The sequence below is a fragment of the Nocardioides sp. Z13_37 genome, from assembly GCF_058355585.1.
In genome coordinates, this window is sequence record NZ_JBZGDV010000006.1 from 192,989 (window position 1) to 216,971 (window position 23,983).

Genomic DNA, 23,983 nt, shown 5'->3' on the forward strand with positions numbered 1-23,983 from the left:
GCGACGTGAGTCATGCAGCCGTCGCCCCCACGCCCTACGAGACCGCCACCGAGGCCGCCGCCCGGCTCGCCGAGCTGACCGGCGTCGAGCGCCATGACATCGCCCTGGTCCTGGGCTCGGGCTGGCTCCCGGCCGTCGACGCCCTCGGCGAGGCCACCGCCGAGATCGCCACCACCGACCTGCCCGGCTTCAGCGCCGCCGCGGTCGCCGGGCACAGCGGCAGGATCCGCTCCATCCGCAGCGGTGAGAAGAACCTGCTCGTCTTCCTCTCCCGCACCCACTTCTACGAGGGCAAGGGCGTCGCCGCCGTCGTCCACCCGGTCCGCACGGCGGCCGCGGCCGGCTGCTCGGCCATCGTCCTCACCAACGGGTGCGGCGGGCTCAAGGAGGGGTGGCAGCCCGGCCAGCCGGTGCTGATCTCCGACCACATCAACCTGACGGGCACGAGCCCCGTGGTGGGCGCCAGCTTCATCGACCTCACCGACCTCTACAGCCCGCGCCTGCGCGCGATGTGCCGGGAGGTGGACCCCTCGCTCGACGAAGGCGTCTACGTGCAGTTCCCCGGGCCCCACTACGAGACCCCCGCCGAGGTGCGCATGGCGGGCATCATGGGCGGGCACCTCGTCGGCATGAGCACCACGCTCGAGGCGATCGCGGCCCGCGAGGCGGGCATGGAGGTGCTCGGCATCAGCCTGGTCACCAACCTCGCCGCCGGCCTGAGCGGCGAGCCGCTCAACCACGAGGAGGTCCTCGAGGCGGGACGGTCCGCGGCCAGCCGGATGGGCGGCCTGCTCAGCCAGGTCGTCACGAGGATCTGAGGTCGGGGTGCGCATCCTGGTCACCGGCGCGGCCGGCAGCATCGGCCGGGTGGTCACGGCCGGGCTCGTCGAGCTCGACCACGAGGTCGTCGGCCTCGACCTGGTGCCGGCGCCCGACGGCACGCCCTTCCCCTGGCACGAGGCCGACTGCGCCGACTCCGACGCCGTCGAGGCGGCCTTCGCCGCGCAGCCGCTCGACGCGGTCGTGCACCTCGCGGGCGTCCCCCGCGAGGCGTCGCTGCCTGCCGAGCTGACCTCCCACGTGCTCACCACCGCGGCCCTGCTCGACGCGATGGTCGCCCACGACGTGCCCCGCATGGTCTACGCCTCCTCCAACCACGCCGTGGGCAGAACGCCGCGCGCCGACGGCGAGCTGACCGTGCAGGCCCCGCCGCGCGCCGACACCTACTACGGCGTCGCCAAGGTGGCGGCCGAGGCGCTCCTGCAGCTCTTCGCCGACCGCCACGGCCTCGACGCCGTGGCGTGCCGCATCGGCTCGTTCCTCGAGGAGCCGACGAGCGTGCGCAGCCTGTCGACGTGGCTCTCGCCCGGCGACTGCGTGCGCATGGTCGAGGCCGCGCTCACCACGCCGGCGCCGGGCTACGCCGTGCTCTACGGCATCAGCGCCAACACGCGTGCGTGGTGGGACCTCGAGCCCGGCCGCCGGCTGGGCTACGAGCCGCAGGACGACGCCGAGTCCCACGCCCGGCGCGTCGAGCCCCGGCCGGACGACGACGCGGAGGCCGCGTACGTCGGCGGGCCCTACGCGATGCCGCAGGCGGTCCGGCCGGCCCTCGGCGAGTGACCGCGGGGCTTGACTTCGAGCACGCTCCAGGTCGGACACTGGTCGGATGACCAGCCTGAGCATCGCCGAGGCGGCCGCGCGGAGCGGGCTGACCGCCCACACCCTGCGCTACTACGAGCGCGACGGGCTGCTGCTGCACTCGGTGGAGCGGGCCCCGTCGGGCCACCGCCGCTACACCGAGGAGGACCTGCGGTGGATCGAGATGGTCACCCGGTTGCGGGCCACCGGCATGCCGATCCGTGACGTGCGCCGCTACGCCGCCCTGGTGCGCGCCGGCGACGGCAACGAGGCCGAACGGCTCGGCCTGCTGCTCGCCCACCGCGACGTCGTCGAGCGCGAGCTCGCCGACGTGACCTCCCACCTCCGCGCCATCGACCACAAGATCGCCCTCTACGAGCACCAGGTCGCGCCGACCCCTTGACCTGGAGCGCGCTCGAAGGCGAAGGGTGGGGGCCATGACCATCCAGACACGACAGATCGGCACCCTCACCGTCTCGGCGCTCGGCCTGGGCTGCATGGGGATGTCGGAGTTCTACGGCACCCCCGACGAGCAGTCGGGCATCGACACGATCCACCGCGCTCTCGACCTCGGCGTGACCTTCCTCGACACCGCCGACATGTACGGCCCGTTCACCAACGAGCAGCTGGTCGGCCGGGCGATCGCCGGCCGGCGCGACGAGGTGCAGCTCGCCACCAAGTTCGGCAACGAGCGCAACCCCGACGGCTCCTGGGTCGGCATCAACGGCTCGCCCGACTACGTCCGCCGCGCGTGCGACGCCTCCCTCGAGCGGCTCGGCGTCGACCACATCGACCTCTACTACCAGCACCGGGTCGACCGGTCGGTGCCCATCGAAGAGACCGTGGGCGCGATGAAGGAGCTCGTCGAGGCGGGCAAGGTCCGCCACCTCGGCCTGTCGGAGGCGTCCGCCGAGACGATCCGCCGGGCCCACGCGACGCACCCGATCACCGCGCTGCAGTCGGAGTACTCGCTGTTCACCCGCGATGTCGAGGACCAGATCATCCCGGTGCTGCGTGAGCTCGGCATCGGCCTGGTCCCCTACTCCCCGCTCGGGCGCGGCATCCTGACCGGCGCCGTCACCCGCGAGTCGCTGGAGTCCGAGGACTCCCGGGCCGCCGGGATGTTCCCGCGCTTCAGCGGCGACGCCCTCGACGCCAACCTGGCCCTCGTCGACAAGGTCCGCGAGATCGCCGCCGCCAAGGCGTGCACCCCCGGCCAGCTCGCGCTCGCCTGGGTGCTCGCCCAGGGCGACGACACCCTCGGCGTCGCGCCGATCCCCGGCACCAAGCGCGTGCGCTACCTCGAGGAGAACGTCGGCGCGCTCGACGTCGACCTCACCGGCGACGACCTGGCCGCGCTGGAGCAGGCCGTGCCGCGCGAGGCCGTCGCCGGCGACCGCTACGGCGACATGTCCACCATCGACGCCTGAGCGCGTCGCCCGCGGGGCCGGGCCCGGGTCACGTCGAGGCGATCCCGACCCGGCCCTCGCGGAAGGCGTCGACGAACAGCGCGTGGTCGGCCCGCACCCGCTCGGCGTAGGCGATGCCCCAGTCGCCCAGCCACGACACGAAGTCGTTGCGACGACCCTCCAGCGCGGCGGCGAGCGCCGTCTCGACCTGGAAGTCGACCAGGTCCTGCTGGCTGTCCTCGTCGGAGGCGCAGTGGATCTTGGCGGTCGCGCGACCGAGCAGGTCCACCACCGACCGCATGTCCGCGGGCTCGTTGATCTCGCTCCAGTCGAGGTCGACCTCGTAGGGCGAGACCTCCGAGACCACGTAGCCGACGCCGTCGATGGCGGTGTGCCCGAGGAGCGGGTCGGTGTGCACCTGCAGCGCCCGCTGGCTCACCGCGGTGCGGTGGCCCTCGTGCTCGAAGTAGGCGTCCACCTCAGCGGTGTCCACGAATCGGCTCAGGGCCGGCACGTTGGCCTGCTTCATGCTCAGCACCACGTCGTTGTCCAGCGCCTGGCTGTAGCCCTCCACCAGCACGTTGTACGCCGGCAGCCCGGCGCTGCCGATGCCGAAGCCCGTCTTGCCCACCACGTCGCGCAGCTCGTAGAACAGGTCGCGGTCGAAGCGCTTGGACTCCGGGATCGTGTCGAGGTAGGCGCGGAACGCGGCGACGACCTTCGTCCGCTCCTCGCGCGGCAGCCGTCGCGTGCTCGCGTCCTCGGCGAAGCGCCGGGTGCCCCGCTCCACCACCGTGAGGTGGTCGAGGAGGTCGGCGCGCCGCACCTCGCGCGCGACGGTCAGCGCGGCGAGGATCGGTCCCTCGGCGTTGTCGAGGCGGATGGCGAAGTCGTGGTCGTCGTCGGAGGCGACGTAGTGGTTGACCTGCGCGAGGTAGCTGCGCGCGTAGCGCGTCACCAGCTTGCGGATCGCGTCCTCCGGCAGCGCCTTCTGCCAGCCGAGGAGGGCCAGGCTCGCCGCGAAGCGCTGCAGGTCCCACGTGAACCTGCCGAGGTAGGCCTCGTCGAAGTCGTTGATGTCGAAGATCAGCCGGCCGGCGGAGTTGAGGTAGGTGCCGAAGTTCTCCACGTGCAGGTCGCCGTGGATCCAGATCCGCTCCGCGCCGTGCGCGGCCCAGTCGTCCTCCTCGGCCGTCACGTCGCGGTAGAACAGGCACGCGCTGCCCCGGTAGAACGCGTGCGGGTCGCGGGCCATCGTGCGGTACTTCCTGCGGAAGGCCGCCGGGTCGGCGCGCATCAGCGGGGCGAACGCGTCACGGAGCACCTCGATGATGGTGTCGGTCCGGTCGGCGGTGCGCGCGGTGGCCATGCGGGCACTCTAGGTCTGGCGGCCAGTAGGTTGGCGTCATGGCAACCACACAACTTGGCCCCAACACGATCAGCACCGTCGGCGAGCTCCCCGCCGTGGGGACGAAGGCTCCCGGCTTCGAGCTGGTCGACTCCTCGTTCCAGGCGCTCACCGACGCCGACCTCGCCGGCAAGCGGGTGGTGCTCAACATCTTCCCGAGCATCGACACCGGCGTGTGCCAGGCGAGCGTGCGGAGGTTCAACGAGCTCGCGTCCGGCCTCGACAACACCGCCGTGGTCTGCGTCTCGCGCGACCTGCCCTTCGCCCAGGCCCGCTTCTGCGGTGCCGAGGGCATCGAGGACGTCCTGGTCGGCTCGGCCTTCCGCTCCTCGTTCGGCCAGGACTACGGCGTGGCGATCGACGGCGGCGGCTGGGACCAGCTCTTCGCCCGCGCCGTGGTGGTCATCGACACCGACGGCACCGTGCTCTACACCCAGCTCACCGACGCGGTCGGCGACGAGCCCGACTACGACGCCGCGGTGGCCGCCCTGGGCTGAGCGCCCCCCGACGCACCGGCGTGTGGCCGCGGACCCCGACGGGTCCGCGGCCACACGCGCGTCCGGACGAGCCCGGGCACTCCTCAGTGGTCGTGCCGGCCCTGGTGGGCCAGCGCCTCGTAGGCGTCGCAGGCGTGGGCGTACTGCTCGGCGACGACGTCGGGGTCGTGCCACCAGAACCTGCTGCCGGCCGAGGCGGGCACCCGGCTGCGCACCGACGTGGCGGGACGCGGCCCCGGCAGCGCGTCGCCGCGCTCGGAGGCCCGCACCCTGCGGAACGGCTTCAGCAGCTGGCGCGGGGTGTGGCGCTGTCCCCCGACCATCGTCATCCGCACGCGCGCGGCGGCGTCGATGTCACGCAGCGGGTTGCCCTGCACGGCGATCAGGTCGGCCACCTTGCCCGGCTCGAGCGTGCCGACGTCGTCGCTGACCCCGAGGTAGCGCGCGGGCGTGACGATCGCCGCCCGTAGCGCGGCGTACGGCGTCCACCCGTAGCCGACCATCTCCTGCAGGTTGGCGTGCACCCCGATCGCGACGTTGTCGAGCGGGCTGTCGGTGCCGACGAGCACCTGGCCACCGGCGCGGTGGATGCGCAGCAGGGCCCGCACCTCCATGCACTCGGCGGAGGAGCAGGCGGGATCCTTCGGCTCGGCGGCGTTGTCGGCCGTCGCCGCGAGCAGCGCCTCCCGCTTCCACGGCGGGAGCAGGCGCAGCCGGCGGTCACCCTCGAGCTCCCCGGTGGTGAGGAAGTCGGTGGTGAACAAGGTGGTGGTCACGGTGCGGTTGCCCTGGCCGTAGAGCGCCGGGACGTCGGCGTAGCTGTGCCCCGTCGGCGTGAGCGTGTGCGCATAGCCGAGCCGCTGGGTCGCGGCGAGGTGCGTCGTGCCGTCCTGGCCGACCATCGCCCCCGGCGTCAGGTAGTGCGAGGACGACGGCACGCCGAGCGCATGGGCGGCGGAGACCACCATCGCCATGCGGGTCGCCTGGAGCCGGACGTAGGACTTCACGAAGTCGTAGTCCATCCGCCGCGCCCGGGTCAGCTCGCGCCGCACCTGCGCGTCGGTCGTGGTGGGCCGCATGAAGTTGTAGTAGACCCGCGCCCCGTCGACCGGCTCGCCGGTGGCGTAGAAGCGCGGCCCGACCCGGGCGCCGGCGCGCAGCGAGTCGCGGTCCTCCATCGCGCGGTAGACCTGGTCGCCCACCGACAGCGTCGAGGTGATGCCCCACGCGAGGCTGACGCGGCCCTGCCGGTCGCCGAAGAAGCGGGACTCGTAGGCCTGGTGGACGTGGGAGTCCATCAGCCCCGGCATGACGGTCAGTCCGGAGGCGTCGACCACGCGGCCCGAGCGGTGCGGACGGTGCGGGGTGATGCTGCGGATCCGGTTGTCGACGATGGTGATGTCGACGTTGCGACGCAGCGACCTGGACCTCCCGTCCCAGAAGCGGCCCGCGTGGACGACCTGGCGCCCGGTGCGGACCTTCGGGCGGTAGCGCAGCGGCACGTCGATGGTGCGGGCCTTGCCGGTGCGGACGTCGGCCAGGCGCAGCCGGCCCTGGGAGAGGTAGAGCAGCCGGCGGGAGTCACCGCTCCACGACGGCGCGTCGGCCACCTCGCGGTTGACCCGTCGCGGCGCCCCGGTCGGGGTGCCGGTCGCGTCGACGGCCATCACGTGCAGCTGCGAGGCCATGACGAAGGCGATCCGGGAGCCGTCGGGAGACCAGACGGGGCCGTCGTCGCCGCGGGTGGACAGCGACGCGTGGCGCTCGCCCGGCTCGACGTAGCGCTGGGCGCCGGTCGCGACGTCGACGACGAGGATCTGGCTCACGCCCTCGCGGAACCGCTGGGAGTAGGGCCGGACGGCGGCGAACGCCAGCGTCCGCGAGTCCGCCGACCACGTGGGCCGGCCGGGCCCGAACAGCGGCGTCACCAGCTCGCGCACGTCACCGCTCGCGAGGTCGAGGACGTACGTCGCACCCGTCTCGTCCTGGAACGCCATGGACTCCCCGTCCGGGGAGAACGACGCCGAGACCTCGGCGGAGGGCAGGGCCGTCACCCGGCGCTGCCTGCCCGAGCGCAGGTCGCGGACGTAGACGTCCTGGGTGCCGGCCCTGTCGGAGCTGTAGGCGATCCGGCGCCCGTCGCGCGACCAGACGGGGTTGACCTCCTGGTAGGAGTCGCGCGTCAGGCGCCGCGGCGTGCCGCCGATCCGCATCACCCACAGGTCGTTGAGGGCGACGAAGAGCACCCGCTTCCCGTCGGGCGAGAGCTGGGGCGTGAGCACCCCGGAGAGGCGCCGGGGCGCCCGGGAGTCGAAGTCGTGCGTCTTCTTCGGATAGGTGCGCCCGGTCAGCCGGACGTCGGCGCGGAAGCGGATCGAGGCGGTGGCGCCGCTCGACGCGACGACGGTGCGGATGCCGCCGTCGGCGGTGTAGAGGAGCCCGTCGGGCCCGGTCCACTCCGGGGTGAAGAGGAAGACGTCCTGGCCCTGGGTGACGGGCCGGCCGTCGACCATGAGGTCGGCGCGCGTGCCCTGCTGCTCGACGTAGGCGACCCGATGGCCGTCCGGCGCCATCGCCGGGACGTTGAGGGTGACGCCCTGCGCCGGCCGGGCCACGAGCACCGTCGAGGCGCCGGCGCGGTCGGTGGCCACCACCTCGTTGTCGGCGACGTGGACCACCCGGGTGCCGTCGGGCGACCAGGAGGGCGTGAACTCCTGGCCCGGGCCGTCGGTCCACCGCGTCAGCGCGCCCGTGGCGACCTCGAGGCTCCAGATGTCATAGCTGCCGCCGCGGTCGGAGGAGAACGCGACGTGCGCCCCGTCGGGCGACCAGCGGGGCTCGCGGTCGTCGAAGCCGCCGCTGGTGAGCCGCGTCAGGTCGCCGCCGTCGGGTCGGATCGTCCAGAGGTGGTAGCCGCCATCGCGGTAGGCCTGGAAGACGATGCGGCCGTCGGGCCCCACGTCGGGACGTGCCGCCTCGTCGGCGACGGTCGTGAGCCGCCGGGTCGTGCCGCCGCCGGCGGGGACCCGGTGGAGGATGCCGTGGAGGTCCATCACCACCGAGCCGTCGGGCGCGAGCGCCGCGGCGATGTTGGTGCCCTCGGTGAGGGTGACGGTGCGGGCGCGGGGCTGGGTCGAGCCGTCGTCGGCGGCGCCGACCGGTGGTGCTGCTGCCAGCAGCGCGGCGGCGACGGCCAGCGAGGTGCCGGTCGCGCCCACCCGCAGCAGGCGTGGGGTCTTCCGTGTCGTGTCCATGTGGTGCTCCCGAGAGTGAGTGGTCGCCGAGGTGTGACCACCGTCACTGTGCGCATCTTCAGCGCCGTCGCGCCACTCGCTCGGGGACCAGCGGTCGGAGCTGTGCGGCCAGCGGTCGGGCGCGGGCACGAGCCCCCGTCCGGAAGGAGCCGGGTCCTGCGACTTTGGTCGCATGGCGGGCTGGATTCGACGTAGGTTAGGCTCCGCTTACTTAGGTAAGCCTAACCAAAGGTAGACATGCTCAGCTCTCCCGCTCCCCGCCGCCGTGGTCGGCGCTCGGGGACGACCTCCGCCGTCCGCGCAGCCACCTGCGCCGTCACCGCCGTCACCGCCGTCGCCACCGCGCTGCTGCTCGGCGCCTGCGCCCCCGTCGCCTCGCCGAGCGCCTCGGCTCCGGCCGCGTCCACCGCGATCCCCTCGGTCTCCGACGTCGAGCCGCTGGCCGACCCCCGGTCCTGGACCGGGGTGGTCGACATCGCGCTGCCCGACAGCGACGTCGACCCGGTCGCCGACGACCCGACGCCCCGCCTGCCGGTCACCGTCACCGACGCGCAGGGCACCGAGGTCACCGTGACCGACGCCTCGCGGATCCTCGCGCTCGACGTCCACGGCACCCTCGCCCGGACGGTCTTCGAGCTCGGACTCGGCGATCGGGTGGTCGGTCGCGACACCTCCTCGCAGTTCGCCGCGATCGCCGACCGCCCGCTCGTGACCGGCAACGGCCACGAGCTCAACGCCGAGGCGATCCTCGCCCTCGACCCGACGGTCGTGCTCACCGACACCTCCCTCGGCCCGTGGGACGTGGTGCTCCAGCTCCGAGACGCCGGCATCCCCGTGGTGGTCACCGACTCCCACCGTGGGCTCGACAACCTCGCGCCGCTGAGCAGCCAGGTGGCGGACGCGCTCGGTGTGCCCCGCGAAGGCAGGCGCCTCGGCGCGCGCATCACCGCCGAGGCGGAGGCGACCAGGAAGGCCATCGCGCGCCTCGCGCCGGAGAAGGTCACCGACCGGCTGCGCACCGTCTTCCTCTACGTGCGCGGCAGCTCGGGCGTCTACTACATGTTCGGCCAGGACTCCGGCGCCGACTCGCTCGTCGAGGCCGTGGGGGGCTACGACGTCAGCGCCGAGATCGGCTGGACGGGCATGCGGCCGCTGACCGACGAGGGCCTCGTCTCGGCCCAGCCCGACGTGGTGCTGATGATGAGCAAGGGCCTCGACTCGGTCGGCGGCGTCGACGGGCTGCTCGAGCGGTTCCCCGCCCTGGCCCAGACGCCGGCCGGCGACAACGAGCGCATCGTCGCCATGGACGACGACCAGGTGCTCAGCTACGGCCCGCGCACCGCCGACGTCCTCAACGCGCTCGCCATCGCCCTCTACGCGCCGGACTCGCTGTGACGGCCCCCGTCGCTGCGCGGCCCGCCCCGGCCCTGCACCCCCGTCCCCGGCCGCAGGCTCGAGCGCGGGTCCGCGGGGCGCGCCCGCTCGCGCTCACGGCGTTCTTCGCCCTCCTCGGTGCCGCACTCGTCGCCGCCCTGATCGTCTCCGCGGGGTCGGGACAGCTGGCCGTCCCCGCCGACGAGGTGGCGGGGTCGCTGCTGCACCGCCTCGGCATCGACCGGCTGCCGCTGCCCACCCATCCCCGCGGTGACGACACCCTGTGGAGCGTGCGCTTCCCGCGGGTGGCGATGGCGGCGCTGGTCGGCGCCGCGCTCGCGGTCGCCGGAGCCCTGATGCAGGGCGTCTTCGGCAACCCGCTCGCCGAGCCCAGCATCGTGGGCGTCTCGTCCGGCGCCGCCGTCGCCGCGGCGACGGTCATCGTCTTCGGGCTCACCTTCGCCGGCGACTGGACCGTCGCCGTCGCCGCCTTCGCCGGAGGCCTGCTCACCACCCTGGTCGTCTACGCGCTCGCCCGCTCCGGCGGTCGTACCGAGGTGGTGACGCTCGTCCTCACCGGCATCGCGGTCAACGCCGTGGCGGGCGCGCTGCTGGCGATGCTGATGTTCCTCGGCGACACCCAGGCCCGTGAGCAGATCGTCTTCTGGCAGCTCGGCAGCCTCAACGGCAGCCGGTGGCCCTACGTCGCCGTCGTCGCCCCGCTCACGGTCCTCGGCATCGCCCTGGCGCTGCTCAGCGCGCGCAGCCTCGACCTGCTGGCCCTCGGCGAACGCCCCGCCCGCCACCTCGGCGTCCACGTGGAGGGCCTGCGCATCGGCCTGATCGTCGTCGTCGCGCTGCTCACCGCCGCCGCCGTGTCGTTCTGCGGGATCGTGGGGTTCGTCGGGCTCGTCGTGCCCCACCTCGTGCGGATGGTGACCGGGCCCGGCCACCGCCTGGTCCTGCCCGCCTGCGTGCTCGCGGGCAGCCTGGTCCTCGTGGTGGCCGACCTGGCGGCACGCACGCTGGTCGCCTACTCCGACCTTCCCCTCGGCATGCTCACCTCCCTCGTCGGCGGCCCGTTCTTCTTCTGGCTCCTCTGGCGCACCCGTCGTACGTCGGGCGGGTGGGCATGACCGCCGCGCGACACGCCACCGCCGAGGTGGGCACCGCCGTCGCGTCCGTGCGAGGGGTGACGACGTCCTTCGGCACCCGCCGCGTCCTCGACGACGTCGACCTCGACCTCCACGCCGGCGAGGTGCTCGCCCTCGTCGGGCCCAACGGCACCGGCAAGTCCACCCTGCTCGCGGTCGTCGCCGGGGACCTCGAGCCGGAGCGCGGCACCGTCACGGTGCACGGCCGCCCGGTGCGGCAGTGGCGCCTCCAGGCACTCGCCCGCGAGCGCGCCGTGCTCACGCAGGAGCAGCGCGTGTCCTTCCCGTTCCCCGTGCGCGAGGTCGTCGAGATGGGCCGCGCGCCGTGGCGCGGCCACCCCGAGGAGGACCTCGACGACCTCGAGGTCGCCGTCGCGATGCAGACCACCGAGGTCGAGCACCTCGCCGTCCGCTCCTTCGGATCGCTCTCCGGCGGCGAGAAGGGCCGCGCCTCCTTCGCGCGCGTGCTCGCGCAGCAGACGGGGATCCTGATGCTCGACGAGCCGACCGCCGCGCTCGACATCGGGCACCAGGAGACCCTGCTCGCCACCGCCCGCCGGCGTGCCGCTGCCGGGGCCGCCGTCCTGGTCGTGCTCCACGACCTGACCCTCGCGGCCGCCCACGCCGACCGGATGGTGCTGCTCGAGGACGGCCGCGTGGCGGCCGTCGGCACCCCCCGCGAGGTCCTCGACCCGGCGCTGCTCACCCGCGTCTACCGCCACCGGATCGAGGTGGTGGCCCACCCGCGCACCGGCGACCCGATCGTGCTCGCCGACCGCAGGCCCGCCCCTGCCCTCGACGACCCGCTGTCCCAGGAGGACCCGTGCTGACCCACCGCCGCACCACCCGACACGCCGCCGCCCTCGCGAGCGGCGTCCTCGCCCTCGGTGGCGTGCTCGTCACCGCCACCCCGGCGCACGCCGAGGCGCGGATCGGCATCAGCAACGACCGCGGGACGGCGCTGGCCGACGACGGCCGGGCGACGACCTTCACGGTCCGGGGGTCGGGGTTCCAGGCGGTGCCGGGCGGCTTCGGCGGCGTCTACGTCGCGTTCGGCTGGGTCCGCGATCCGGCGGGCGGCGGGTGGCGGCCCTCGCGCGGCGGGGTGACCGGCCGCGACTACCGCTACGTCCCCGACTCCGAGAGCGGGGACAACGCCGGCTACCTCCGCTTCGTCTCCTTCCCCGGCAGCTCCACCACCGGCGAGGCGCAGGCGGTGATGACCCGGGCCGGCGCGTTCACCGTCTCCCTCACCGTGCCCGGGCCGACGTTCCGGGCCGTCGACCGCGACGGCGACCTGGTCGACGTCGACTGCCGCACGGTCACCTGCGGGGTGATCACCTTCGGCGCCCACGGGCTGAAGAACGCCCGCAACGAGACGTTCACCCCGATCCGCTTCGGCGCGGCCCGGGCCGACGACGCGGCGCCGCCCCAGACGCAGACGCAGCCGACGCCGGAGCGGTCCGACGAGGCCGCGAGCGCCGGCGGCGGCGGGGCAGCCGGGACCGGGGCCGAACCGTCGGGAGCGGCCGGGTCGGCTGCGGCGGCCGGGTCGGCCGGTCGCCACGACCCGCGGCGCGGTCGCCCGACGGTCCTCACCGAACGGCAGACGGCGCAGGCCGGCCGGGCGCTCGCCTTCACCGGGCGCGGCTTCGAGCCCGGCGAGCAGGTGCTTGCCCTCCTCGACGACGGCGTGGTGGCCCTCGGTCCCCTGGTGGCGGGAGCCGCGGGGGACGTGGCCGGCGTGATGTCCCTGCCCGTGGACATCGCCGGGGGCACGCACGAGCTGCGGCTCGTCGGCGCGGCCTCCGGGGCGCGACCGCGCGAGCGGTTCCCGGTGCGGGCGGCGGCCCCTGGTGGGTCGCCGGCCGACGCCGCCCCGGTCGCCGACGACGACGGCGACGTGGCCGCGACGGCGTTCGTCGCGCTCGCGGGACTCGCGCTCACCGGCTCCCTCGTCCTGCTCGTCCTGCGCCTGCGGCTGCGTCGCCGCCTCCGGCGCCCGGTCGCGGCCGAGGCCGTGGCATGAGCGCCGCCGCTCGCGGTCGTACGACCGCCCGGACCGGGGTCGTCGCGCTGGCCGCCACCGCCCTGACGACCCTCGCCGTGCTGCTGCTCGCGGTCGCCCCCTTCTCCCCGGCCGTCGAGCCGGCCCGGGGAGCGGCCCCGGCGGGCGGCGAGCCGTTCGCCGTCACCGGCGCGCAGCTGCGGTGGGGCCTCTCCAACGAGGCCAACAACCGGGCCTTCGCCCCCCAGAGCCACAACTTCCTGTCCGCGGGCGTCGTGCCCGACCCGGGCCGCGGCGGCACGACCCTGCCGCAGAGCGCCTGGAAGGCGGCCGACGGCAACGTGCGGATCGAGAAGCAGCAGGCCGACGGCTCGTACGCCGCTGCCACGTGGGCCGGGCTCACCACGACCCCGCAGGGCACGGCCATCCCCAGCCCGACCAGCGGCCGGTTCAGCAACCACCAGGTGGTGCTCGACGCGGGCTCCGGCACGGTCGACCCCGCTACCGGATCCGCCACCATCTCGTGGACGGGGTCCTTCTCGGTGGTCTTCTACTCCGGGCTCAGCTACTTCACCGTCACCGACCCGACCCTCGAGGTGACCCCCGAGCGGGCCCAGCTGACGGCGACCCTCGGCGGCCACGCCTCCGACATGGACGACCAGTCGCAGTGGACCCCGCTGCCGCCCACCCGGGTCGTGCTGGCGGACCTGCCGCGTGCGGAGGTCGACCTCGCCGCCTCCGACGGCTTCGCCAGCACGCCGGCCTACCTCGGCGTCGCCTGGCAGGCACCCGCCGACCAGGCGACCCAGGTGGGCGGGCCCTGGAAGGGAGCCTTCCCCAGCAGCTTCCTCGACTTCCTCGCGAGGGCGGGCACGGCCGGCTACTGGTACTCCACCGGTGGCGCCACCGACGCCTTCAAGCCGGCCCTCCCCCTCACGGTGAGCTGGGCGGGCGCGCCCGTCGCGACCCCCACGCCCAACCCGACGGCCGCGCCCACGAAGGGCTCGGGCACCTCGCCCACCACGGGCCCGACCAAGGGACCGACCAAGGGCGCGGGCCAGGGACCGGGCCAGGGATCGGGCCAGGGATCGGGCCAGGGACCGACGAAGACGCCCACGGCCGACCCCACCACGAGCCCCACGACTCCCCCGGTCGCGACGCCCACGGCCCGCCCGGGCGACATGACGGCGCCGGACCCCGACGGGCTGGCCGGCGCCGATCCCGGCGCGGCCGACCCGGACGCCTCCGGCGCCGCTGCCGCGGGGGTGGGCGGCACGCCGCTGGCCGTCCAGCCGCTGCTGGTCTCGGCCACCACCTCCGACCCCCCGATGCCGGCCGCAGCCGCGGCCGGCGAGACCGAGACCCACACCCTGTGGCTGCTCGGCTGCGTGCTGCTGCTCGGAGCGCTCGCAACCACCCTGATCAGCACCACCCTGATCAGCACCAACCTGGTCAGCAACCCTGTGGAAGGAAAGAAATGAAGCACGCGCACAGCGGCACCCGCCGCTCCGTGGGCAGCATCGCAAGCCTGGCGCTCCTCGCCGGGGGGATCGCGGTCCTCGCGAGCCCCGCGCCGGCGCAGGCGGCGACCACGACCGTCGACCACGCCGAGCTCCGCTGGGACCTCAACAAGGAGAGCACCGGAGGCGCCTTCGCGCCGGGCACCTGGAACCTGTTCTCCGCGGGCAGGCTGCACGACCCCGGCGCCGGCTCCCAGACCCTCACGGCCTCCGACCGGGGCGCCACCTGGACCAACGGCAGGCCGGCCGGGTGGTCGGCCAGCGAGGGCAACGTCACCATCGAGGACAAGCAGGCCGACGGCAGCTACGCCCCCACCACCTGGCAGGGCACCAGGACCAACGCGGCCGGCCAGACCGTCAACGCCGGCGCCACCCTGTCGGAGAACGTGGTCTCCTTCGCCAACGGGACCGGCACGGTCGACCCGGCGACGGACACCGGCACCATCTCGTGGGACGGCGACTTCACGGTCGTCTACTACTCCGGCATGTCCTTCTTCCACGTGTCTGACCCCGAGCTGAGCGTCACCGACGGCAGCGGCACCCTGACCGCCACGCTCAGCGGCTACGGCTCGCAGATGGGCGACCAGTCGCAGTGGAGCGCCCTCCCCGCGACCGAGGTCACCCTCGCCGACCTCACCGGCGTCGACCTCACGACCAGCGGGCTCACCGTCACGCCCGACTACCTCGGCGTCACCGTCGCCACGGCGCCCGGCACCACCCCGCAGTCGACGGCCGACCCGACGACGGCCGGCTCCTTCCCGCAGTCGTTCATCGACTTCCAGGAAGCGGTCGGGACGGCGTCGTACTGGTACTCCAGCGGCGGCAGCGTCGACGCACGCAAGGTCGCCACCCCGCTGTCCGTCTCGTGGGCGCCCCGGGTCACCGTGACCCGCACGACCCTGCTCCCGACCGGTGAGCAGGAGGTGACGGTCGAGGGCACGGGCTTCGACCCGGCCCTCGCCACCGGCACCCGCCCGCCGCTCGCCGGCAAGCCCGGCGGCGCCTACATCGCCTTCGGCCGCTACGCCGACGTGTGGCGTCCCTCGGAGGGCGCACCGTCCACGGCGCGGGTCAACCAGGGCGGCGCGGGCCTCAGGTGGGCCGTGCGCGCCGAGGACGTCGCGGCGCTCGGCAGCCAGGCCTCGTCGGCGGTCGTGCTCGACCCCGACGGCAGCTTCACCGCGACGCTGGTCGTGGACAAGGCAGCGATGGACGCCGCCGCGACCACGGGCAACTACGGCGTCTACACCTACCCCGGCTCCGGCGCGACGCAGGCGCTCTACGAGACCTTCACGCCGATCAGGTTCGCCGACTCCGCTGCCACGGTCGAGGTCGACGCGCCGGACGTCGTCTTCGGCGACGACCAGCTCGTCACCGTCGACGTGACCGGGTCGGGGAGCGTCGCGGGCACAGTCACCCTCCGCGAGGGGAACGCCGTCGTGGGACGTGCCAGCCTCGACTCCGGCGCCGCGGTCCTCCGGCTGCGCCGTCCCGGGGCCGGCACCAGGCACCTGTCGGTGACGTACTCGGGAGACCCCGCCACCGCCGGCGCCGCCACCACCACGACCGCGACCGTCGCGAAGGCCGTCCCTGCGATGACCGTGCGGGCGCAGGGCGCCACCGCGCCCGAGCCGGTGTCCGTCTCGGTGGCGCTGCCCGCCGCCGCGACGGGTGCGGTGAGCATCGCCGAGGGAGCCACCGCCCTGGGCTCGGCCGACGTCGTCGGTGGCACGGCTGAGCTCGCCGTCGGCGGGCTCGCCGTCGGCCAGCACACGCTCACCGCGACCTACGCCGGCGACCGCAACCACGAGGCCGGCACCGCGACGACGACGGTCACGGTCACCGCACCCACCCCGACTCCCACCCCGACTCCGACCCCGACTCCCACGCCCACCCCGGTGCCGCAGCCGGGCACGCTCGGGGAGCCGGCGAAGGGCTTCGCGAGGCTCACGTGGGGCACCAGGCCCCGGGCCGGCAAGCGCGGCACCGCCGTCGTGACGGTCAGCGAGCTCGCCACCGGCAGGGCGACCGTGCTCCTCCGCACCGCGAAGGGCAAGAGGGTCGCGTCGCTGAAGGTGCGGATCAAGGCCGGCACGGTCCGCGCGAGGCTGCCCAAGCTCCCCGCCGGGAGGTACTCCCTGGTGGCAAAGGTCCCTGGCAACGACGCCGTGGGCAAGGCGAAGGTGACCCGCACCTTCCGAGTGAAGTGAGGACGTCATGACGATGCTCGACCCGGCTCCGGCCACCGCTGCACTCTCCATCGCGATGCGCGACGGCTCCCAGGAGGCCCACACCGAGGCGGAGGGCTCGGCGTTCATGGCCGAGCTCACCTCGGCGCGCATCAACGCGCTGGGCGTGCGTGACTACCTGCTCCGATTCCGCGAGGTCTACCGCACGCTGGAGGCGCTCGGCACCGAGCTCGCCGGCGACCCCGCCGTCGCCGCGGTCGTCGACCCGGCGCTCGACCGGCTCGCCGCCATCGAGGAGGACCTCGCCTTCTGGGCGCAGGCCGCCGGCGCGCCCGCGCCCGCGGAGTTCCACAGCCCCGCGACCGACGCCTACGTCGCCCGGCTGCACGAGGTCCGTGCGTGGGCGCCGCTGTTCGTGGCCCACCACTACACCCGCTACCTCGGCGACCTCTCCGGCGGTCAGGTCATCGGCCGCATCCTCGACCGCGAGCTCGGGCTGGAGGGACGGGGCACGGCGTTCTACGCCTTCCCCGCGATCGCCAAGCCGAAGCCCTACAAGGACCGCTACCGCGCCCGCCTCGACGCCCTCGACCTCACGGCCGAGCAGCAGCGCGCGGTCGTCGGCGAGGTGAGCGTCGCGTTCGCGCTCAACCAGGCGGTCTTCACCGAGCTGGGCGCCGACCTGGCGGCCTACCGCCGCTGAGACGGCCGGGCCGGCGCACCGCGTGCGCCGGCCCGGCCCTCAGGTCCGCCGGGCCAGGAGCCAGGCGTGCTCGGCGGCCGGCAGCACCTCGGCGTCGAGGAGCACCGCGGCGAGGTCTCTGTCGCCCATGAGCGCGCGGAAGTACATCGGCAGGGTCAGCCCGTGTCCCGGCCGGTGCACGACCTCCACCGGGTCGCCCGCCCGGATCGCACCGGGCTCGAGCACTGCGAGGTAGGCACCCGTCAGGCCGCGCTCGGCGAAGCGACGCACCCACGCCCGCTCGGCCATGTGCTTGGCGAACGTCGCGCACGGGATGCGCGGGCCGCAGACCTCGAGGAGGGTCTGACCGACCTGCCAGCGCTCCCCCACCTCTGCGGTGTCGACCGCCAGTCCGAGCGTCGTGAGGTTCTCGCCGAACATGCCGTCGGCCAGGTCGCGGCCGAGGTGCTCGCCCCACCAGTCGAGCTCCTCGCGGGCGACGGCGTAGACCGCCTGGGTCGTGCCGCCGTGGTGCCTGCGGCTGATGATCGCGTCACCGACGACGCCGCTGCCGAGGCCGCCTCGCTTGGGGCCGGGGTCGCGGACCTCGATCACCTCGACCGGGCGCTTGTGGATGCCGCTGGGGCGCTTGAGCCCCACCACCGGCTCGGCGCTGCCGGCATTGACGGAGCGGACGCGGGCTGGCACCCGCACACGCTAACCGCCGCGCCCGGCTGACAGGTGGCCGACCACGATCGTGGAGGTTCCGAGTCACCTGGTGACTCGGAACCTCCACGATCTGCCGACAGCTCGACATCGGACGCCCTACTGTCACGTCATGGCAGACCGGGTGGCGGTGTACATCGACTTCGACAACGTCGTGATCTCGCGCTACGACCACCTGCACGGCGCGGGCGCGTGGCGTACGGACCGTGCGGGTTCTCGTGGTGGAACCGGCACCGGTGACGATCCGGTCGACGCCAGGCTCGCAGCCGCCAAGGTCGATCTCGCCGCCGTCATCGACTACGCCACGTCGTTCGGCATCGTGGCGATGACCCGTGCCTACGCGGACTGGTCGGTTCCGGCCAACGCCTCGTACCGCCGGGACCTCGTCGACCGTGCGGTCGACCTCGTCCAGCTCTTCCCAGCCTCGGGCACCAAGAACGGGGCGGACATCCGTCTTGCAGTCGACGCGGTCGAGGACCTCGCACGTCATGGCGACATCACCCACGTCGCTCTCGTCGCCGGCGACTCCGACTACGTGTCCCTGGCTCAACGATGCAAACGGTTGGGACGCTACGTCGTCGGCATCGGGGTGGCGGGCTCGACGAGCAGCGCCCTGGTCAGCGCGTGTGACGAGTTCGCCGAGTACGAGAAGCTGCCCGGGCTGAAGTCGGCGAGGGCCACCGCGCCTCCGGACGTCCAGGCTCGGGCCAAGAAGGGCACACCGCTCCAGGCGGGGCCGTCGGCTCCGCGCGCCAACGCCGCCACGACGAAGGTGCCCGTCCGGCAGGACAAGAAGTCCGCCGCGTCCGAGTCACCGGAGCTGAGGAAGGCCACGGAACTCCTCGTGCGTGCCGTTCGCCTGGGGTTGCAGAAGAGCGACGACGAATGGGTCTACGCGGCCGGGGTGAAGAGCCAGATGCAGCGGTTGAACCCGGCGTTCACCGAGAAGTCGCTCGGCTTCTCCACCTTCCGCGACTTCGTGTCGTCGCGAGCCGACCACGTCGAGTCGAAGAAGGCGCCGAGCGGGCAGCCCCTCCGCTTGCGCTAGTCAGCGTCGCGGCTCAGGCGTCGCCGGAGTGGCACACGGCCTCGACGTTGTTGCCCTCGGTGTCGCGGACGAAGGCGCCGTAGTAGCCGTCGTGGTACTCCGGCCAGAGCCGCGGCTCGTGCAGCGACTCGGCACCGGCAGCGAGCGCCTCGGCGTGCCAGGCGCGCACGGTCGCGGCGTCGGGGGCGCTGAAGGCGAGGTGGATCTCCCGGTTGGGCCCGACGCCCTCGAAGGTGCTGATCCAGAAGTCGGGCTTGTCGGTGCCGTAGCCGACGGCCCCCTCGAACTCCATCAGGCGGCGGTGCCCCAGCACGCCCAGGACCCGGTCGTAGAACGCTGCCGCCCGCGCCAGGTCGGTGCAGTTGATGCCCACGTGATCGATCATGGAAGGCATCGTGGCACCGCCCACCGACATCGGCCCCCTGCGTCACGCGAGCGGGTGACCACCGCGGCGTCGGGGCCGAGCCGGTGGGGATAGCGTGCGTCCATGACCGAGCACCAGACCGACGCCGACCTGCTCGACCGCGCCCGCGCCTGGGCCGCGGAGGACCCCGACGAGCAGACCCGAGCCGAGCTCGAGGCCCTCCTCGCCGCCGCCGGGCGGGGCGAGCAGACCGACCTGGCCGACCGCTTCGCGGGCACCCTCGAGTTCGGCACCGCCGGCCTGCGGGGGGCGCTCGGCGCCGGGCCCAACCGGATGAACCGTGTCGTCGTCGCCCGGGCCGCGGCGGGCCTGGCGGCCTACCTCCGCGACACCGGCCACGCCGGCGGGTCGGTCGTGATCGGCTTCGACGCCCGCCACAACTCCGACGTCTTCGCTCGCGACACCGCCGAGGTGATGACGGGCGCGGGGTTCAAGGCGCTGGTGATGCCGCGGCCCCTGCCGACGCCCCTCCTCGCCTTCGCCATCCGCGAGCTCGGCTGCGCGGCCGGCGTGATGGTCACCGCGAGCCACAACCCGCCGGAGGACAACGGCTACAAGATCTACCTCGGCGACGGCAGCCAGATCGTCCCGCCCGCCGACAGCGAGATCGCCGCCCGCATCGCCGCGGTCGGCCCGCTGGCAGACGTGCCGCGCGGCAACGCCGGCACCCTCGTCGGCGAGCAGATCGTCGACCGCTACCTCGACACGGCCGCGGGCCTGGCCGAGGACGGCCCGCGCGACCTGCGCATCGTCTACACCCCGCTCCACGGGGTCGGCGGCACGACCGTCGCGCAGGTGCTGGAGACCGCCGGCTTCGACGCGCCCCACGTCGTCGAGGAGCAGGAGCACCCCGACCCCGACTTCCCGACCGTGGCGTTCCCCAACCCCGAGGAGCCGGGCGCGATGGACCTCGCCATGGACCTCGCCGCGAGCGACCGGGCCGACCTGGTCGTGGCCAACGACCCCGACGCCGACCGCTGCGCCGTCGCCGTCCCGGACGCCCACGGGTGGCGGATGCTGCGCGGCGACGAGGTGGGCGCGCTGCTCGCCCACCACCTGCTCGCCCGCGGGCGCCAGGGCACCTACGCCAACTCGATCGTGTCGTCGAGCCTCCTCGGCAAGATGGCGGCCGCGGCCGGCCAGCCGCACGAGGAGACGCTGACCGGCTTCAAGTGGATCGGCCGCGTCGAGGGTCTCGCCTTCGGCTACGAGGAGGCGCTGGGCTACTGCTGCGACCCCGAGCACGTCAAGGACAAGGACGGCGTCTCGGCGCTGCTGCTGGTCTGCGAGCTCGCGGCGCAGGCCAAGGCCGAGGGCCGCACGCTCACCGACATCCTGGACGACATCTCGCGCGTGCACGGCCTGCACGCCACCGACCAGCTCTCCGTGCGCTTCGACGACCTCGCCGCCATCCCCGCGACCATGCAGCGGCTGCGGGCCGCCCCGCCCCGCTCGCTGGGCGGGCTGGCCGTGGAGCGGGTCGAGGACCTCTCCGAGGGCTCCGACCGGCTGCCGCCGACCGACGGGATGCGCTACACGCTGGCCGAGGGCGGCCGGGTCATCGTGCGCCCGAGCGGCACCGAGCCCAAGGTGAAGTGCTACCTCGAGGTCGTGGTCCCCGTTGGCGACGGCCCCGACGAGGGCGGCGTCGACGCCGCGCGGATCGCCGCGGTCGGGCGGCTCGACGCGATCACGGCCGACCTGCGCGGGACCGTCTTCGGGGGCTGACCCGGCCCGCCACCGCCTCCCCGGCGCGCAGCGTCATGGCAATCCCCGCCTCGGACCGGGCATTCCCATGACGTCCCGCTCGGGGGAGCGGCGGGCTAGGGTGTCGCCATGCTCCGGACCGTGGTGCTCGCGCTGGCGTCGGCCCTCGCCACGGTCTCGCTCGCCCCGACGGTCTCGACGATGTCGGCCGAGGCGCTCGTGGTGCTCGCCGCGCTCGTCACCGCCACCACGCTGATGGGCGTGCGCGGTCCCGCCGTCGTGCCCGACGCGACGCTGCGCTCGCTGCGGCCGCGGCGCCGTGCCGCCGACGTCCCCCTCGTGCTCGCGGGGCGGACGACCGACGTGGGCCACCACCCGGTGCGACCGCGTGCTCCGGGACTGGTCTGACCTCGCCACCGGCGAGCCCGTCCAGACCAGTCCCCCCTTCCCAGGAGCACACCCATGTCCTTGCTCGAGCCGATCTCGCACGCCCTCGCCGCGGTCCTCGCCGCCACCCACGACGCCCTCACCTCCCTCGGCGCGCCACCCGACGCCGCCGCCACCTGGGTGCTCGGCATCGCCGCCCTCGTCGTCCTCGTGCGGCTCGCGCTGCTGCCGCTCGTGGTCCACGGCGTCCGCCAGGCCCACGCCGCCGCCCGGGCACGGCCCCACCTGCAGGGCGTCGCGGAGCGCTACCGCGGACGCACCGACGCCGAGAGCATGCGCGAGCTGTTCGCCGAGCGCCGCGCGGTGTCGGCCGAGCACGGGGTGAGCCGGCTGGGCTGCCTGCCGGTGCTGCTCCAGCTGCCCGTGTGGATCTCGCTCTACCACCTCGTGGCCGACGTCGCCTCGGGCGCCGCGGTGGGCGCGATGGGCCCCGGCCTGGTGTCGTCCTTCGGTGCGGCGTCGGTCGTCGGCGTCTCGCTGGCCGGCCGCGGCTACCTCGGCGCGGGTGGGGTGCACCTCGCCGTCGTCGCCGGCCTGGCCCTGACCGCAGCGGCGCTGTCCTACGTCACCCAGCGCTTCGTCGTCGCCCCCAACACCCCCGTCGAGGGGATGCCGGAGGCGATGGTGGCCGCGCAGCGGATCCTGCCCGTGATGTCGGCGGGCGGGATGCTCGTGGCGGGCGGCGTCGTGCCGGTGGCGCTGCTCGTCTACTGGGTGTGCAGCTCGACGTGGACGCTCGGGCAGTCGGCCGTGGTCGCGCGCTGGTTCCCCACGCCGGGGACCGTCGCGGCCGCCCGTCGCGCCTGAGGGACCTCAGAGGAAGAAGCTGACCACCAGCGCCACGAGGGACGCACCGAGCAACGCGAGGGGCAGCACGGCCGGCTCCCGGCGTACGGCGTCGGGCAGGGCCAGCTGCTCCTTCGACCCGGGCCGCACCCCGGTGCGCCGGCGGGCGGCGTCGACCAGCTCGTGGAGGCGGTGCTCGGCCCAGTCGGCGTAGGGCATGCCCTCGCGGGGACCGTCGTCGGTGGGGCCGCTGCGCGAGACGATCGCCTTGCGCCAGCTGCGTCCCACCACGGTGCTGACGAAGCGCTGGTCGGCGGCGCGGACCGCCAGCACCTGGCGCACCGCGAGCTCCTCGATCGCGTCGAGGCGGATGTGCACGGTCTCGGCGAGGTTGCGCATGACGAGGTGCTCCTCGGTGGCCCACAGCGCCGGGCGCAGGTTGGCCGCCCACGCCAGCACGCCGACCAGCAGGCCGGCGGCGGTCACCCAGGCGGGGAACCCGTCGTCGAAGTAGGCCACGCCGGCGACCACCAGGAGCGCGGACAGCACGAGCGTGGCCCAGCCCGAGAACCGGCCGCTGGATGCCTGGAACCGCTCGACCACGGCCTCGCGGTCGTCCTGCAGGGATGCCATGTCGTCCTCGTCGGTGTGAGCAGACCGTGGCCCACCACGGATTGCCGGGGGCCTTCGACCCAACTCTATGCTGGGTCGGTGACACCCACTGCCAGCTCAACGGCGAGCACCCCCGAGACCCACGGCGGCGTCTTCGACGACATCGTGCGCTCGGACTCCTCGCTCCGCCGATTCCTCCACGGCCTCCCCGGGGTCGACCAGGTCGGGTGCGAGGCTCGCGCCGCGGGCCTGGCCACCCGGTCGATCAAGACCACGTCGAAGGCCTTCGCCATCGACCTGGCCATCCGCATGGTCGACCTGACCACGCTCGAGGGGCAGGACACCCACGGCAAGGTCCGCGCGCTCGCCTCGAAGGCGATGCGTCCCGATCCGGCCGACCCGACGTGCCCGGCCACCGCCGCCGTGTGCGTCTACCCCGACATGGTCGCCACCGCCAAGCAGACCCTCGGCGACAGCGGCGTCCACGTCGCCGCGGTCGCCACCGCGTTCCCCAGCGGCCGGGCCGCGATGGACATCAAGCTCGCCGACACCCGCGACGCGGTCGAGGCCGGCGCCGACGAGATCGACATGGTCATCGACCGTGGCGCCTTCCTGTCGGGGCGCTACCTCGACGTCTTCGAGGAGATCGCCCTGGTCCGCGAGGCGTGCGCCAGGCCCGACGGCACGAGCGCGCACCTCAAGGTGATCTTCGAGACCGGCGAGCTCCAGACCTACGACAACGTCCGGCGGGCCAGCTGGCTGGCGATGATGGCCGGCGCCCACTTCATCAAGACCTCCACCGGCAAGGTCCAGCCGGCCGCGACACTCCCGGTCACGCTGATCATGCTCGAGGCGGTGCGTGACTTCCGCGACCAGACCGGCCAGATGGTGGGCGTCAAGCCGGCCGGCGGCATCCGGAGCACCAAGGACGCCATCAAGTACCTCGTGATGGTCAACGAGATCTGCGGCGGCGACTGGCTCGATCCCGACTGGTTCCGCTTCGGGGCCTCCACGCTGCTCAACGACCTGCTGATGCAGCGCACCAAGATGACGACCGGGCGCTACTCCGGTCCCGACTACTTCACGCTGGACTGATG

Annotated in this window: 22 protein-coding genes; 17 read left to right on the forward strand and 5 right to left on the reverse strand. The window is 74.0% G+C overall.

The features are described 5' to 3' along the window. Window positions 1–5 precede the first annotated feature (5 nt). The 4 genes from AC4H2S_RS15370 to AC4H2S_RS15385 are packed head-to-tail and all read left to right on the forward strand — an operon-like array spanning window position 6 to window position 3,071. On the forward strand, window positions 6–818 hold the full coding sequence (locus AC4H2S_RS15370; RefSeq protein ID WP_491497844.1) for a purine-nucleoside phosphorylase: 813 nt from the start codon (window positions 6–8) through the stop codon (window positions 816–818). Between the two features lie 7 nt (window positions 819–825). Continuing rightward, window positions 826–1,623 (forward strand): NAD-dependent epimerase/dehydratase family protein, encoded by a 798-nt coding sequence (locus tag AC4H2S_RS15375; RefSeq protein WP_491497845.1) that lies wholly within the window; start codon window positions 826–828, stop codon window positions 1,621–1,623. A 46-nt stretch (window positions 1,624–1,669) separates the two neighbouring features. After that, a complete protein-coding gene (locus tag AC4H2S_RS15380; protein WP_491497846.1) occupies window positions 1,670–2,044 on the forward strand; it encodes a MerR family transcriptional regulator in 375 nt (124 codons plus the stop codon). A 34-nt stretch (window positions 2,045–2,078) separates the two neighbouring features. After that, on the forward strand, window positions 2,079–3,071 hold the full coding sequence (locus AC4H2S_RS15385) for an aldo/keto reductase (RefSeq protein WP_491497847.1): 993 nt from the start codon (window positions 2,079–2,081) through the stop codon (window positions 3,069–3,071). A 28-nt stretch (window positions 3,072–3,099) separates the two neighbouring features. Here the strand turns inward: AC4H2S_RS15385 and AC4H2S_RS15390 are convergent, their stop codons facing one another. Continuing rightward, entirely contained in the window at window positions 3,100–4,419 is a 1,320-nt protein-coding gene (locus tag AC4H2S_RS15390; RefSeq protein WP_491497848.1) for a DUF2252 domain-containing protein, read from the reverse strand. 38 nt (window positions 4,420–4,457) lie between these two features. Here AC4H2S_RS15390 and tpx point away from each other — a divergent pair, with 38 nt between their 5' ends. Further along, on the forward strand, window positions 4,458–4,955 hold the full coding sequence (gene tpx / locus AC4H2S_RS15395) for a thiol peroxidase (protein WP_491497849.1): 498 nt from the start codon (window positions 4,458–4,460) through the stop codon (window positions 4,953–4,955). An 83-nt stretch (window positions 4,956–5,038) separates the two neighbouring features. Here the strand turns inward: tpx and AC4H2S_RS15400 are convergent, their stop codons facing one another. Continuing rightward, a complete protein-coding gene (locus tag AC4H2S_RS15400; RefSeq protein ID WP_491497850.1) occupies window positions 5,039–8,209 on the reverse strand; it encodes an LpqB family beta-propeller domain-containing protein in 3,171 nt (1,056 codons plus the stop codon). 237 nt (window positions 8,210–8,446) lie between these two features. Between AC4H2S_RS15400 and AC4H2S_RS15405 the strand changes: the two genes are divergently transcribed. Genes AC4H2S_RS15405 through AC4H2S_RS15435 form a run of 7 tightly spaced genes read left to right on the forward strand, consistent with a single transcriptional unit; the run spans window position 8,447 to window position 17,157 of the window. Further along, a complete protein-coding gene (locus tag AC4H2S_RS15405) occupies window positions 8,447–9,604 on the forward strand; it encodes a heme/hemin ABC transporter substrate-binding protein (RefSeq protein WP_491497851.1) in 1,158 nt (385 codons plus the stop codon). Beyond that, window positions 9,601–10,719, forward strand: a complete 1,119-nt coding sequence (locus AC4H2S_RS15410) for a FecCD family ABC transporter permease (protein ID WP_491497852.1) — start codon at window positions 9,601–9,603, stop codon at window positions 10,717–10,719. Before AC4H2S_RS15405 ends, AC4H2S_RS15410 begins: the two co-directional genes overlap by 4 nt. Continuing rightward, window positions 10,716–11,567: a heme ABC transporter ATP-binding protein gene (locus AC4H2S_RS15415; RefSeq protein ID WP_491497853.1), complete on the forward strand. Its 852-nt coding sequence runs from the start codon at window positions 10,716–10,718 to the stop codon at window positions 11,565–11,567. Before AC4H2S_RS15410 ends, AC4H2S_RS15415 begins: the two co-directional genes overlap by 4 nt. Continuing rightward, window positions 11,561–12,766, forward strand: a complete 1,206-nt coding sequence (locus AC4H2S_RS15420) for a hypothetical protein (protein WP_491497854.1) — start codon at window positions 11,561–11,563, stop codon at window positions 12,764–12,766. Before AC4H2S_RS15415 ends, AC4H2S_RS15420 begins: the two co-directional genes overlap by 7 nt. Next, a complete protein-coding gene (locus AC4H2S_RS15425; RefSeq protein ID WP_491497855.1) occupies window positions 12,763–14,226 on the forward strand; it encodes a hypothetical protein in 1,464 nt (487 codons plus the stop codon). The genes AC4H2S_RS15420 and AC4H2S_RS15425 overlap by 4 nt, the downstream gene beginning before the upstream one ends. Continuing rightward, on the forward strand, window positions 14,223–16,475 hold the full coding sequence (locus tag AC4H2S_RS15430; protein WP_491497856.1) for an Ig-like domain repeat protein: 2,253 nt from the start codon (window positions 14,223–14,225) through the stop codon (window positions 16,473–16,475). Before AC4H2S_RS15425 ends, AC4H2S_RS15430 begins: the two co-directional genes overlap by 4 nt. A gap of 7 nt (window positions 16,476–16,482) precedes the next feature. Continuing rightward, window positions 16,483–17,157, forward strand: a complete 675-nt coding sequence (locus AC4H2S_RS15435) for a biliverdin-producing heme oxygenase (RefSeq protein WP_491497857.1) — start codon at window positions 16,483–16,485, stop codon at window positions 17,155–17,157. 39 nt (window positions 17,158–17,196) lie between these two features. Here AC4H2S_RS15435 and AC4H2S_RS15440 read toward each other — a convergent pair whose 3' ends face one another. After that, window positions 17,197–17,844 (reverse strand): MOSC domain-containing protein, encoded by a 648-nt coding sequence (locus AC4H2S_RS15440; RefSeq protein WP_491497858.1) that lies wholly within the window; start codon window positions 17,842–17,844, stop codon window positions 17,197–17,199. Between the two features lie 130 nt (window positions 17,845–17,974). On the opposite strand from AC4H2S_RS15440, the gene AC4H2S_RS15445 reads away from it, so the two are divergent. After that, entirely contained in the window at window positions 17,975–18,910 is a 936-nt protein-coding gene (locus tag AC4H2S_RS15445) for an NYN domain-containing protein (protein WP_491497859.1), read from the forward strand. A gap of 13 nt (window positions 18,911–18,923) precedes the next feature. On the opposite strand, the gene AC4H2S_RS15450 is transcribed toward AC4H2S_RS15445, so the two are convergent. After that, window positions 18,924–19,295, reverse strand: coding sequence for a VOC family protein (locus AC4H2S_RS15450; protein ID WP_491497860.1), 372 nt, complete (start codon window positions 19,293–19,295; stop codon window positions 18,924–18,926). Window positions 19,296–19,397: 102 nt separating this feature from the next. Here AC4H2S_RS15450 and AC4H2S_RS15455 point away from each other — a divergent pair, with 102 nt between their 5' ends. The 3 genes from AC4H2S_RS15455 to yidC all read left to right on the forward strand — a co-directional run bounded on the left by AC4H2S_RS15455 (window position 19,398) and on the right by yidC (window position 22,295). Continuing rightward, window positions 19,398–21,062, forward strand: a complete 1,665-nt coding sequence (locus tag AC4H2S_RS15455; RefSeq protein ID WP_491497861.1) for a phospho-sugar mutase — start codon at window positions 19,398–19,400, stop codon at window positions 21,060–21,062. A 108-nt stretch (window positions 21,063–21,170) separates the two neighbouring features. Next, the gene (locus AC4H2S_RS15460; RefSeq protein WP_491497862.1) at window positions 21,171–21,449 is read left to right on the forward strand and encodes a hypothetical protein; all 279 of its coding nucleotides are present in this window, start codon (window positions 21,171–21,173) and stop codon (window positions 21,447–21,449) included. Window positions 21,450–21,503: 54 nt separating this feature from the next. Continuing rightward, a complete protein-coding gene (gene yidC / locus AC4H2S_RS15465) occupies window positions 21,504–22,295 on the forward strand; it encodes a membrane protein insertase YidC (protein ID WP_491497863.1) in 792 nt (263 codons plus the stop codon). A 6-nt stretch (window positions 22,296–22,301) separates the two neighbouring features. Here the strand turns inward: yidC and AC4H2S_RS15470 are convergent, their stop codons facing one another. Continuing rightward, window positions 22,302–22,907: a hypothetical protein gene (locus AC4H2S_RS15470; RefSeq protein WP_491497864.1), complete on the reverse strand. Its 606-nt coding sequence runs from the start codon at window positions 22,905–22,907 to the stop codon at window positions 22,302–22,304. Between the two features lie 78 nt (window positions 22,908–22,985). On the opposite strand from AC4H2S_RS15470, the gene deoC reads away from it, so the two are divergent. Next, the gene (gene deoC, locus AC4H2S_RS15475; RefSeq protein WP_491497865.1) at window positions 22,986–23,981 is read left to right on the forward strand and encodes a deoxyribose-phosphate aldolase; all 996 of its coding nucleotides are present in this window, start codon (window positions 22,986–22,988) and stop codon (window positions 23,979–23,981) included. Window positions 23,982–23,983 lie beyond the last annotated feature (2 nt).

Coding starts and splice junctions, on each gene's coding strand:
- AC4H2S_RS15380 (WP_491497846.1), top strand. CDS start 1,670: ATGACCAGCCTGAGCATCGCCGAGGCGGCCGCGCGGAGCGGGCTGACC.
- AC4H2S_RS15385 (WP_491497847.1), top strand. CDS start 2,079: ATGACCATCCAGACACGACAGATCGGCACCCTCACCGTCTCGGCGCTC.
- AC4H2S_RS15390 (WP_491497848.1), bottom strand. CDS start 4,419: ATGGCCACCGCGCGCACCGCCGACCGGACCGACACCATCATCGAGGTG.
- tpx (WP_491497849.1), top strand. CDS start 4,458: ATGGCAACCACACAACTTGGCCCCAACACGATCAGCACCGTCGGCGAG.
- AC4H2S_RS15400 (WP_491497850.1), bottom strand. CDS start 8,209: ATGGACACGACACGGAAGACCCCACGCCTGCTGCGGGTGGGCGCGACC.
- AC4H2S_RS15405 (WP_491497851.1), top strand. CDS start 8,447: ATGCTCAGCTCTCCCGCTCCCCGCCGCCGTGGTCGGCGCTCGGGGACG.
- AC4H2S_RS15415 (WP_491497853.1), top strand. CDS start 10,716: ATGACCGCCGCGCGACACGCCACCGCCGAGGTGGGCACCGCCGTCGCG.
- AC4H2S_RS15425 (WP_491497855.1), top strand. CDS start 12,763: ATGAGCGCCGCCGCTCGCGGTCGTACGACCGCCCGGACCGGGGTCGTC.
- AC4H2S_RS15430 (WP_491497856.1), top strand. CDS start 14,223: ATGAAGCACGCGCACAGCGGCACCCGCCGCTCCGTGGGCAGCATCGCA.
- AC4H2S_RS15435 (WP_491497857.1), top strand. CDS start 16,483: ATGACGATGCTCGACCCGGCTCCGGCCACCGCTGCACTCTCCATCGCG.
- AC4H2S_RS15445 (WP_491497859.1), top strand. CDS start 17,975: ATGGCAGACCGGGTGGCGGTGTACATCGACTTCGACAACGTCGTGATC.
- AC4H2S_RS15450 (WP_491497860.1), bottom strand. CDS start 19,295: ATGATCGATCACGTGGGCATCAACTGCACCGACCTGGCGCGGGCGGCA.
- AC4H2S_RS15455 (WP_491497861.1), top strand. CDS start 19,398: ATGACCGAGCACCAGACCGACGCCGACCTGCTCGACCGCGCCCGCGCC.
- AC4H2S_RS15460 (WP_491497862.1), top strand. CDS start 21,171: ATGCTCCGGACCGTGGTGCTCGCGCTGGCGTCGGCCCTCGCCACGGTC.
- yidC (WP_491497863.1), top strand. CDS start 21,504: ATGTCCTTGCTCGAGCCGATCTCGCACGCCCTCGCCGCGGTCCTCGCC.
- AC4H2S_RS15470 (WP_491497864.1), bottom strand. CDS start 22,907: ATGGCATCCCTGCAGGACGACCGCGAGGCCGTGGTCGAGCGGTTCCAG.